We start from the raw sequence: 9,469 nt of genomic DNA on the forward strand, positions 1-9,469 counted from the left end.
TTACGAAGCCTGCCTTGGCGCCGACTGGCTCGCACGCGGATCTTCGTCCTGGATATACTCGAAGATCTTGACGACGCGGTTCACGCCTGGCACGCCCTTGGCCACATCGGCCGCGATGTTGCCTTCACGCTGGGTCACGAGGCCCATCAGGTAGACCACGCCACGTTCGGTGGTGACCTTGAATGCGGTGGCCGACACGGTTTTCTTGTCGACCAGGCTGGCCTTGACCTTGGTGGTGATCAGGGCATCGTTCGAGCGCGAGGTGAAGCTCGACGGGCCGGCAATCTCCAGCTCGTTGATCACCGAGACCACGTTGGCGATCGCGCGCACTTCGCGTTCGGCCGCCTGCTTCATCGCTTCGTCGCGCACTTCGCCGGTCAAGAGCACCTTGCGGTTGTAGCTGGTGACGTTGACGTGGCCGTTCTCGCCGGTGAGCTCGCGCATCTTGAGTTCGGCCTTGACGTTGATCGCCTTGTCTTCGGTCTGCATGCCGAGGGTGCGGCGGTCATTGGCCGACAGGGCCGCAGTGGCGGCGCCACCGACAGCGAGGGCCACGCAGCCCGACAGCGAAGCAGCCAGCGCGGTTCCCAGTACGATTTTGGACAGCAGGCCGGCCAGCGGGCGCATGTTGGTCATTCTTCATCTCCTCCGAACAGTGCGACGTCGATGCCGTCGCAGATGCAGTGAATCGCGCACAGGTGGACTTCCTGGATGCGCGCCGTGCGTGCGTGTGGCACGTTGATATGGACATCGGCGTCGGTCAGCAGCTTGGCCAGCGCGCCGCCATCCTTGCCGGTGAAGGCCACGATGCGCATCTCGCGTTCCAGCGCCGCTTCCACCGCGGCCAGCACGTTGGCCGAGTTGCCCGAGGTCGAGATCGCCAGCAGGATGTCGCCCGCCTGGCCGAACGCCTGCACCTGCTTCGAGAAGATCTCCTTGAAGCTGTAGTCGTTGCCGACCGCCGTCAGGATCGAGGTATCGGTGGTCAAGGCGATCGCCGGCAGCGGAAAGCGCTCGCGCTCGAAGCGCCCGACGAGCTCGGCAGCGAAATGCTGGCAGTCGGCGGCGGAACCGCCGTTACCGCACGCCAGGATCTTGTTGCCGTTGGACAGGGCGCCAAACATCAGTTCGACCGCCTGCGAAATGGGTTGGGCCAGGCTTGCGGCCGACTTCATCTTGAGATCGGCGCTCTCCTGGAAGTGAGCGAGGATGCGTTGAGTATTCATAGCCGGGGATTATAGTGCAGTGGCAACAGGGGGCGGGCAACCGCGGTAAAAATTGCTTACATTTCAATGCGCATTGGACCACACTCATTGGACCACATTCTGCAGCCATTCGAGATGGTCGCCGTCGATGGCGACGACATCGATGCGGCAGGGCGGGGTGACGGGAAAACGCAACAAATAAAACTGCGCCGCGCGGGTCAGGCGGCGGATCTTGGCAGGGGTGATGCTGGCGGCCGCGCCGCCGTGCGTGCGTTCGGCCCGCTGGCGCACTTCGACGAAGACCAGGGACTCGCCGTCGCGCATGATCAGGTCGATTTCACCGCCCTTGCAGCGGAAGTTCTCCTCGACCAGCGTCAAGCCCTGGCGCCGCAGGTGGAGCAGGGCAGTCTGTTCCCAGCTGCGGCCCTGGGCCTGCCGCGGTGACAGGCGCGGCGGCCACATGTCAGCGTCCGAAGGCTGCCGTTTCGAACATGCCGCCCTCGCGGTAGATCGTACCGGTCTCGATGCGGCGGAATGCGGCGCCGCCGCCGGCGCCCATGTCCACCGACAGGCGGCCGGTCACGCCGTCGAGCTCGAAGGCGCTGCCCGGACGCAGCGCCAGTTCGCGCGCGATGCGGAAGGCGTCGATGCCCAGGGCGTACAGGCGCTGCATGTCGAAGCCGCCGTTGCCGGCGTCCCAGCGCGGGTAGCTCGCCACCAGCGGGTGCTCGGGCTGCACGGTCCAGGGCAGGTCGAGGATGCGCACGCCCGCCAGTTCCGGCGCCGACACGTTCGGATCACGGCCAGGGTTGACCGAGGCCGTGCCGTAGGTCGGCAGCGAGGTGCCGATGGCGCTGCGCACCTGGCGCAACTGGACCGCGTCGAGCGCCGCGAACACGAGCTGCGGCGGGTCGGCCTGGATGCGCGCGCGCAGGTCGGCCAGTGCATTGGCGTCCACGTAGCCGTCACTGCTGGGCAATTCGACCACGTAGTTGTTCATGCCCAGCTGCGACCAGCGGGCCGTGAAGGCGCCGGTCAGGCGCTGCTGCCAGGTGGTGGTGCCGGTGAGCACCAGGGCGCGTCCGCCCGGCTGCTCGGCCGCGGCCCAGTCGGCGACCTGGCGCGCTTCGTCCTCGAGCGACAGGCCGACCACCAGCATCTGGCGCGGCAGCGGTCCGTTGACTTGCGGGTGGTTCAGGGCGATGGTGGGTTTGGTGACGGCGCCGCTGGTGACGAGGGCGGCCACGGCGGGGCGGGCCAGCGGGCCGACCACGATGTCGCTCTGCGCGGCCGCGCGGCCGTAGGCGTCGAGCGCGGCCTGCGCGGTGTCGCCGGTGGCGATCACGCTGACGCTGATGCCGGCGCGGTCGCGTTCCCAGGCGGCCATGAAGCCGGCCCGCACCGCCTCGGCCGGTTGTGCCAAGGTGCCGGACTCGAGCGGCAACAGCAGGGCGATGCGCGCGCCCGATCCGCCGACATCGGCGGCACGCGGGCGGCCGTCGCTGGAAGGCGGCAATTCGACCGGGTTGGTGATGGCGCGTTCCACGGGCGGCGGTGGCGTGTAGCTGGGGGCGGCAGGCGGCGGGCTTGCACTCGGCCCGATGGGCGCGCACAATCCGCCCGGTACGCCGCAACCGGTATCGGGCGGCAAGGGGGTGCTCGTGCATCCCGCTAACAGGCCAAGCGCTGCGCTTGCAAGCAGCGCCTTGAGATTTTTCTTCAGCATCGGAATCCCTTATGACAGAACAGCAGACCATCGACATCGCCCGGCTTCCCGTCATGGGCGAGGCGGCCCAGCAGTCCTATCCTACCGCAACGCTGTATGTCGTGGCTACACCGATCGGCAATGTCACCGACATTACGCTGCGCGCGCTGCACCTGCTGGCCCTGAGCGATGTCGTCGCCTGCGAGGATACGCGCAAGACCGGCGCGCTGCTGCAGCGCTTCGGATTGAGCAAGCAGACCATTTCCGCGCACCAGCACAACGAACGCGAAGTGGCGGACAAGATCGTCGAACGCCTGCGGAGCGGGCAGCGCGTGGCGCTGGTGTCCGATGCCGGTACGCCGGCCGTCTCCGACCCGGGGGCGCGTATCGTCGACGCCGTGCGTGAGGCCGGGCTGAACGTGGTGCCGCTGCCGGGACCGTCCGCCGTGATCACGGCCCTGTCGGCCAGCGGCTTCGTGAACGACCGGTTTCACTTCATCGGCTTTCTGCCGGCAAAATCGAAGCAGCGGGAAAGCGCCCTGGCCGAGCTGGTGCGCGAAACCTCGACCCTCGTGATCTACGAGGCGCCGCACCGCATCGTCGATTGCGTCGAAGGCTTGATGGCGGTCTTCGAGCCGACGCGCCAGGTGGTGTTCGCGCGCGAGCTGAGCAAGCTGTTCGAGGAAGTCCACCGCTGCCCGCTGGGCGAGGCGCTGGCCTGGGTGAAAGCCGACCAGCACCGCGAGCGCGGCGAGTTCGTGGTGCTGGTCGAAGGGGCGGTTCCGGAAACCGATGCGCAGGATGCGCAAGCCGAACGCATCCTGCAGATCCTGCTCACCGAATGCTCGGTGAAACAGGCGGCCAACCTGGCGGCGCAGATCACGGGGCGCAAGAAGAACGCGCTGTACGAGCGGGCGCTGCAGATCAAGGGCGAGTAGGCAGTCTCGGGACAGCGCCTTCCTTGCGGCTTCTTGGTTAGCCGTTCGCGCGCATGGCGGCGTTCATCGCTTTTCCTTGTTGATCTGTTGGAGGAGCTTGAACGCTTCGCGCTCGAGTACCGGTTGCGCGTCCGCGAGTTCCTTGCTCGCCTGGACATAGGCGGCGCGCTTGCGTTCCTTCTTTTCTTCCGGCGGGACAACCGGCTGCGCGCCCGGCATCATGATCTGCGCGCCGCTGTTGTACTTGTTGTGGATGACCTTCCTGCCGTAGGGCGTGTGGTAGAAGCGGGTCATCTCGGTCGCGGTATCCGCGGAAATGACGTTCGCCATGGGTGCCGCCAGGCGCCGGTAAACCTCGGTGGGCGGGATGTTTTCGAGCTTGGCGAACACGGCCTGCCGCTGCCCTTCGCTCTGGTAACGACTGCGCGCGGCGACGCCGCGCAGTAGTTTCTCGACCTGCATGGCGCCAAGCAGATCGTGCACGGCTTTCACATGGGCGGAACCAAGTGCCGCCGCCTGCGACGGGGGCGCCGTGGCGGCCGCAAATGCAGGATTGATCGAGACCAGCGAAAGACCCAGCAGGGCGTGGACCACATATTTCATACTTTCCCTTTCGGATGAGCTCTAGTCGTTGAGCTTCAGATGATGCCACCTTCTGGTCGGAAAATATGCGTGCATTCTCACTTATCCACGCCCCTGCTCGGGGCGCAGCGCATCGGCCGGGCTCGGGCGCCGTCCATACCTGCGAAAGACATCTCACCACTTGCAGCCGCTGTCCTTCTTGTCCATGGCAAGAAAAAGCGGCGCCAGCAGGCCGCCCGGCAGGCCATCCTTGCAGTTCCGGCGTTTCGCTTTACCGATGGCGCGCGCGGCCTTCGTTTCCGTTTCCAGTGGCGGGTCGGGAAATTGCGCCACCGCCGTGCCTTCGCGGCCGAGCTTGGTTTGCCCGGCCAGTTGCCGCGCGGTCTGCCTGGCGGCACCGAGATCGAACTTCGGCGCATCGCTGTCGCCATCCGGCGCCGGTCCGGCCGACTCGGCCGGTTCAGCCGGTTCAGTAGCTTGCTCGACCACGAATGGCTCCCCGGGGCTTTCCTGCGTGGCCGGGACGGCGATCACCCGCGGGGAAGCGCGCCGGCGTGCAGGACGGGGCGCTGCAGGTTCGGCGGGCGGGCGCGCTGCTTCCTCCACCTTGGGCGGCGCTGGCGGCGGCGCCGGTGGACGGATGGTGACGGCAATCGAGGAGGGCGCTTCAGGCTGGAAGGCCGGCATCGATGGCCCCGTGTGACGGTAAGCGAGCAACAGCAGCAGGTGCACGCCGACCGACACGCCGACGCCGACCAGGAAACGCCTGTTCCCTAGCCTCATGATGTCAACTCTGCTGTCGTAAGCTGCCAGGTTCACAAGCTTGTCCGCCTGATCATGATTGAAATAATGCAAAGGAGCATACGGCGATGCGCTTATTTTTCCCTTAAACCTTGACCTGATCCTACTAACACGCTATGATCTTTGTCTTCGGAGTGTAGCGCAGCCCGGTAGCGCACCTGGTTTGGGACCAGGGGGTCCAAGGTTCGAATCCTTGTACTCCGACCAGTATCAAGAGAAAAGCCGACAGTGAACACTGTCGGCTTTTCTCGTTTCAGCAGGGTTTTTGTGGGTGGCCGGCATGCCGGCCACCCCATGGCTCAACCCGCCCGCTTCGCGGCAATCGCATTGCCGGCGCGGCTCGCGCCTTTACGGCCCAGCTGCTGCGAAATGAATTGCCCGGCATCGACTACCTGGTCCAGGTCGATGCCGGTTTCGATGCCGAGCCCATCGAGCATGTACAGCACGTCCTCGGTCGCGACGTTGCCGGTGGCGCCTTTTGCATACGGGCAGCCGCCCAGTCCCGACACCGACGAGTGGAAGATCGCCACGCCGACTTCCAGCGCCGCGTAGATGTTCGCCAGCGCCTGTCCGTAGGTGTCGTGGAAGTGGCCCGACAGCTGCTGCAGCGGGAATTCCTGCGCCGCGCGCAGCATCACCGCCTGGGTCTGGCGCGGGGTCGCCACGCCGATGGTGTCGGCAATGTCGATTTCGTCACAGCCGAGGTCGCGCATGCGCCGCACCATGTCGGCCACGGCCTCTAACGGCACCTGGCCCTGGTAGGGGCAGCCGAAGGCGGTGCTGATCGAGCCGCGCAGGCGCAGGCCGTTGGCCTTGGCAGCTTTCGCCACCGGTTCGAAGCGCGCGATCGACTCGGCGATCGAGCAGTTGATGTTCTTCTGCGAGAACGCTTCCGAGGCCGAGCCGAAAATCACGACTTCATCGGCTTTCCCGGCCAGCGCCGCCTCGAAACCCTGCATGTTCGGCGTCAACGCCGAATAGATCGTGCCTGGCAGGCGCTCGATGCCGGCCATCACTTCGCTGCTGGTGGCCATCTGCGGCACCCACTTGGGCGACACGAAGGAGGCCGCCTCGACGTTGGCGAAGCCGGCGCGCGCCAGGCGGTTCACCAATTCGATTTTCACCTCGGCGGACAGCGCCTCCTTTTCGTTCTGCAGGCCGTCGCGCGGCCCCACTTCGACAATCTTGACCTTCTGCGGCAAGGCGGGTTGCTGGTTCATTTTTTCAATATCCTAAATCGCGGTCGACGACGTCGTCGACGGGTTGGCCGCTCTCCAGCTTCGCGATCTTCTCCAGAATCTGGCGCACGGCGTCGTGGCGCACGGTCAGCGCCGAAACATGCGGGGTGATGCTGATGCGCGGCTCGTTCCAGAACGGGTGCGGCGCCGGCAGCGGCTCGTGGCGGAACACGTCGAGGGTGGCGCCGGCGATGTGGCCGGAACGGATCAGGCTCATCAGGTCGGGCTCGGCCACGATGGCGCCGCGCGAGACGTTGATCAGGTAGGCGCCCGGCCGCAGCTTGCCCATGTTGTGGCGGTCGAGCAGGTTGGCCGTCTCGGGCGTGAGCGGCAGCATGCACACCAGCACGCGGGTGCCGCGCAGGAATGCATCCAAGCCATCTACGCCGTGGAAGGATTCGACGCCTGGAATGTCCTTCGGCGTGCGGCTCCAGCCGCGTACAGGAAAGCCGAACAGGCGCATCGCCTCGACCACCGGCAGGCCCAATCGACCGAGGCCCATGATGCCGACCGTGAATTCTTCCCTCGGTGTCAGCGGCAGCGGGTCCCAGACGCCGTGGCGCGCCTGCTGCTCATAGTCGTCGAAGCGGCGGAAGTAGCGCAGCACGGCATGCGCCACGTATTCCGCCATCTGCACGCCCATGCCGGCGTCGCCCAGGCGCACGATCGGCACCGGCGGCAGCGCGTCGCCCAGCTTGAGCAGGGCATCGACGCCGGCGCCCATCAGGAAGATCGCCCGCACGTGCGCCAGCTGGTCCAGCAAGGCCGGTGTCGGGCTCCACACCACCGCGTAGTCGCATGGCGGCAGCGCGCTGCCTTCTTTCCATGCAACGGTCTCCACCTGCGGCATGATGGCGGCGAATTCGCGCGCCCATGGCTCGATCACGCCGTCTCCGCGGAACAGGAGTATGCGCATAGCTCTCCCCTCTGTATTCTTTTTTGGTTTTGTTATGCCGCCTTGAAAGCCAGCAGCGGCGCCCCATCCGCCACCTGGTCGCCGACCTGGTACAGCACTTCTTCCACCAGGCCGTCGCTCGGCGCGGAAATCGTGTGTTCCATCTTCATTGCTTCCATGATGACCAGCGGTTCGCCCTTCTTGACTTCCTGGCCGGACGCCGCCAGCACCGCCACCACCTTGCCCGGCATCGGGGCCGTCAGGCGTCCGCCGGCGGCTTCAAGCTCGCCTGCATGCGCCATCGGGTCATTGTACGCCAGGGTGATATGACGACCGCCGGTGAACACGTGGAACAAAGCGCCATCGCGGCGCACCTTGCCATGCAGCGAGGTCCCGCCCAGGCGGATGGTCAGCTCGGCGCCTTCGTGGCGCACCAGCTCCAGGGACTGGCGCTCGCCGTTGGCGTCGATCTCCCAGCCATGCTGGCCATAGGTCAGGCCGACCTGGTAGCCCGCTTCGCCGCTGAATTCGTCGCCAAAGGACAGCACGCGGCGGTAGGCGCTGTTCATGCGCCAGCCGCGCGCCTGCGTCCACGGATCGGCCGGGTTGGCGGGGGTGGCGTGGGTTTCGCCGCTGCTGAGCGCCAGCGCGGCCAGGGCCAGCGCACCGAGCGGCGCAGCCGACGGCGCAGGGAACAGCGCTTCGCCGTGGCGGTCGATCAGGCCGGTGTCCAGATCCGCGGTCGAGAAGGCCTCGCCTTCGACCAGGCGCTTCAGGAAGGCGATGTTGGTCGCCAGGCCGACGATCTGGAATTCGGCGAGCGCCTGCGACAGGCGGGCCAGCGCCTGGGTACGGTCCGCGCCCCAAACGATCAGCTTGGCGATCATCGGGTCGTAGAACGGAGAAATGGCGTCGCCTTCGCGCACGCCCGAGTCCACGCGCACGGCGGCCGGGTTGGTGCCCGAATCCGCACCCATCCCGCCCAGCTCGAACTCGACGGCTGCCGGCGTATCCATGTGGCGCAGCGTGCCGATCGAAGGCAAGAAACCTTTTTCCGGGTTCTCGGCGTAGATGCGCGCCTCGATGGCATGGCCATGGATCGCCAGTTCATGCTGTTTCTTGGGCAGCGGCTGGCCGCTGGCGACGCGCAGCTGCCATTCGACCAGGTCGGTACCGGTGATCATTTCGGTCACCGGGTGCTCCACCTGCAGGCGGGTGTTCATCTCCATGAAGTAGAACGAACCGTCCTGGTTGGCGATGAATTCCACCGTGCCGGCGCCCACGTAGCCGACCGCGCGCGCCGCGTTCACCGCCGCTTCGCCCATGGCGGCGCGGCGGTCCTGGGTCATGCCCGGCGCCGGCGCTTCTTCCAGCACCTTCTGGTGGCGGCGCTGCACCGAGCAGTCGCGCTCGTGCAGGTAGACGCAGTTGCCGTGGGTGTCGGCAAACACCTGGATTTCGATGTGGCGCGGGCGGATCAGGTATTTCTCGACCAGCACCTTGTCGTCCCCGAAGGAACTGATCGCCTCGCGCTTGCAGGATGCCAGCGCGGCCTCGAAGTCCTCCGAGCGCTCGACCACGCGCATGCCCTTGCCGCCGCCGCCCGCGCTGGCTTTCAACAGCACCGGATAGCCGATCCGGTCGGCCTGCTCGCGAAGAAAAGCCGGCTCCTGCCTGTCGCCGTGGTAGCCCGGAACCAGGGGAACGCGGGCGCCTTCCATCAGCTGCTTGGCGGCCGACTTCGAGCCCATCGCCCGCATCGAGGAACCCGGCGGGCCGATGAACACCAGGCCGGCGGCCTGCACGGCTTCAGCGAATTCCGCGTTCTCGGACAGGAAGCCGTAGCCGGGGTGGATCGCCTGCGCGCCGGTCGCTTTCGCCACCTCGATGATCTTCTGGCCTCGCAGGTAACTGTCCTTGGCGGCGGCCGGGCCGATCAACACTGCCTCATCGCAGACCGCCACGTGTTTCGACCCTGCGTCGGCTTCCGAATACACGGCGACGGTGCGGATACCCATGCGGCGCGCGGTGGCGGCGACACGGCAGGCGATTTCGCCACGGTTGGCGATGAGGATTTTGGTGAACATGCGTTTGTCTTTCGCTTC

At 66.4% G+C, this 9,469-nt stretch carries 10 protein-coding genes and 1 tRNA gene; 2 read left to right on the forward strand and 9 right to left on the reverse strand.

Annotated elements, in window-relative coordinates:
• From ACFFJK_RS10465 to ACFFJK_RS10480, 4 genes are all read right to left on the reverse strand, one after another.
• On the reverse strand, nucleotides 1-636 hold the full coding sequence (locus ACFFJK_RS10465; protein ID WP_379679070.1) for a BON domain-containing protein: 636 nt from the start codon (nucleotides 634-636) through the stop codon (nucleotides 1-3).
• Nucleotides 633-1,226: a phosphoheptose isomerase gene (locus ACFFJK_RS10470; protein WP_379679071.1), complete on the reverse strand. Its 594-nt coding sequence runs from the start codon at nucleotides 1,224-1,226 to the stop codon at nucleotides 633-635. Before ACFFJK_RS10470 ends, ACFFJK_RS10465 begins: the two co-directional genes overlap by 4 nt.
• A gap of 84 nt (nucleotides 1,227-1,310) precedes the next feature.
• Entirely contained in the window at nucleotides 1,311-1,667 is a 357-nt protein-coding gene (locus ACFFJK_RS10475; protein ID WP_379679072.1) for a YraN family protein, read from the reverse strand.
• Nucleotide 1,668: 1 nt separating this feature from the next.
• Complete coding sequence (locus tag ACFFJK_RS10480; protein WP_379679073.1) at nucleotides 1,669-2,931, reverse strand: penicillin-binding protein activator; 1,263 nt, start codon at nucleotides 2,929-2,931, stop codon at nucleotides 1,669-1,671.
• Nucleotides 2,932-2,942: 11 nt separating this feature from the next.
• On the opposite strand from ACFFJK_RS10480, the gene rsmI reads away from it, so the two are divergent.
• Nucleotides 2,943-3,848 (forward strand): 16S rRNA (cytidine(1402)-2'-O)-methyltransferase, encoded by a 906-nt coding sequence (gene rsmI / locus ACFFJK_RS10485; protein WP_379679074.1) that lies wholly within the window; start codon nucleotides 2,943-2,945, stop codon nucleotides 3,846-3,848.
• A 63-nt stretch (nucleotides 3,849-3,911) separates the two neighbouring features.
• On the opposite strand, the gene ACFFJK_RS10490 is transcribed toward rsmI, so the two are convergent.
• Nucleotides 3,912-4,451 (reverse strand): hypothetical protein, encoded by a 540-nt coding sequence (locus ACFFJK_RS10490; protein ID WP_379679075.1) that lies wholly within the window; start codon nucleotides 4,449-4,451, stop codon nucleotides 3,912-3,914.
• A 153-nt stretch (nucleotides 4,452-4,604) separates the two neighbouring features.
• Nucleotides 4,605-5,213, reverse strand: coding sequence for a hypothetical protein (locus ACFFJK_RS10495; protein ID WP_379679076.1), 609 nt, complete (start codon nucleotides 5,211-5,213; stop codon nucleotides 4,605-4,607).
• A 148-nt stretch (nucleotides 5,214-5,361) separates the two neighbouring features.
• On the opposite strand from ACFFJK_RS10495, the gene ACFFJK_RS10500 reads away from it, so the two are divergent.
• A tRNA-Pro gene (locus ACFFJK_RS10500) sits at nucleotides 5,362-5,438 on the forward strand.
• 92 nt (nucleotides 5,439-5,530) lie between these two features.
• On the opposite strand, the gene ACFFJK_RS10505 is transcribed toward ACFFJK_RS10500, so the two are convergent.
• The 3 genes from ACFFJK_RS10505 to ACFFJK_RS10515 are packed head-to-tail and all read right to left on the reverse strand — an operon-like array spanning nucleotide 5,531 to nucleotide 9,451.
• A complete protein-coding gene (locus ACFFJK_RS10505) occupies nucleotides 5,531-6,451 on the reverse strand; it encodes a hydroxymethylglutaryl-CoA lyase (protein ID WP_379679077.1) in 921 nt (306 codons plus the stop codon).
• A 4-nt stretch (nucleotides 6,452-6,455) separates the two neighbouring features.
• On the reverse strand, nucleotides 6,456-7,385 hold the full coding sequence (locus ACFFJK_RS10510) for a 2-hydroxyacid dehydrogenase (RefSeq protein ID WP_379679078.1): 930 nt from the start codon (nucleotides 7,383-7,385) through the stop codon (nucleotides 6,456-6,458).
• 32 nt (nucleotides 7,386-7,417) lie between these two features.
• Nucleotides 7,418-9,451: an acetyl/propionyl/methylcrotonyl-CoA carboxylase subunit alpha gene (locus ACFFJK_RS10515; protein WP_379679079.1), complete on the reverse strand. Its 2,034-nt coding sequence runs from the start codon at nucleotides 9,449-9,451 to the stop codon at nucleotides 7,418-7,420.
• Nucleotides 9,452-9,469: the final 18 nt, after the last annotated feature.

The organism is Massilia consociata (genome assembly GCF_042432755.1).
Taxonomy (GTDB): Bacteria; Pseudomonadota; Gammaproteobacteria; order Burkholderiales; family Burkholderiaceae_D; genus Telluria; species Telluria consociata.

What these genes read in the sequence shown, in the direction of transcription:
- ACFFJK_RS10465 (WP_379679070.1), bottom strand. Translation starts at nt 636, where the DNA reads ATGACCAACATGCGCCCGCTGGCCGGCCTGCTGTCCAAAATCGTACTG.
- ACFFJK_RS10470 (WP_379679071.1), bottom strand. Translation starts at nt 1,226, where the DNA reads ATGAATACTCAACGCATCCTCGCTCACTTCCAGGAGAGCGCCGATCTC.
- ACFFJK_RS10475 (WP_379679072.1), bottom strand. Translation starts at nt 1,667, where the DNA reads ATGTGGCCGCCGCGCCTGTCACCGCGGCAGGCCCAGGGCCGCAGCTGG.
- ACFFJK_RS10480 (WP_379679073.1), bottom strand. Translation starts at nt 2,931, where the DNA reads ATGCTGAAGAAAAATCTCAAGGCGCTGCTTGCAAGCGCAGCGCTTGGC.
- rsmI (WP_379679074.1), top strand. Translation starts at nt 2,943, where the DNA reads ATGACAGAACAGCAGACCATCGACATCGCCCGGCTTCCCGTCATGGGC.
- ACFFJK_RS10490 (WP_379679075.1), bottom strand. Translation starts at nt 4,451, where the DNA reads ATGAAATATGTGGTCCACGCCCTGCTGGGTCTTTCGCTGGTCTCGATC.
- ACFFJK_RS10495 (WP_379679076.1), bottom strand. Translation starts at nt 5,213, where the DNA reads ATGAGGCTAGGGAACAGGCGTTTCCTGGTCGGCGTCGGCGTGTCGGTC.
- ACFFJK_RS10505 (WP_379679077.1), bottom strand. Translation starts at nt 6,451, where the DNA reads ATGAACCAGCAACCCGCCTTGCCGCAGAAGGTCAAGATTGTCGAAGTG.
- ACFFJK_RS10510 (WP_379679078.1), bottom strand. Translation starts at nt 7,385, where the DNA reads ATGCGCATACTCCTGTTCCGCGGAGACGGCGTGATCGAGCCATGGGCG.
- ACFFJK_RS10515 (WP_379679079.1), bottom strand. Translation starts at nt 9,451, where the DNA reads ATGTTCACCAAAATCCTCATCGCCAACCGTGGCGAAATCGCCTGCCGT.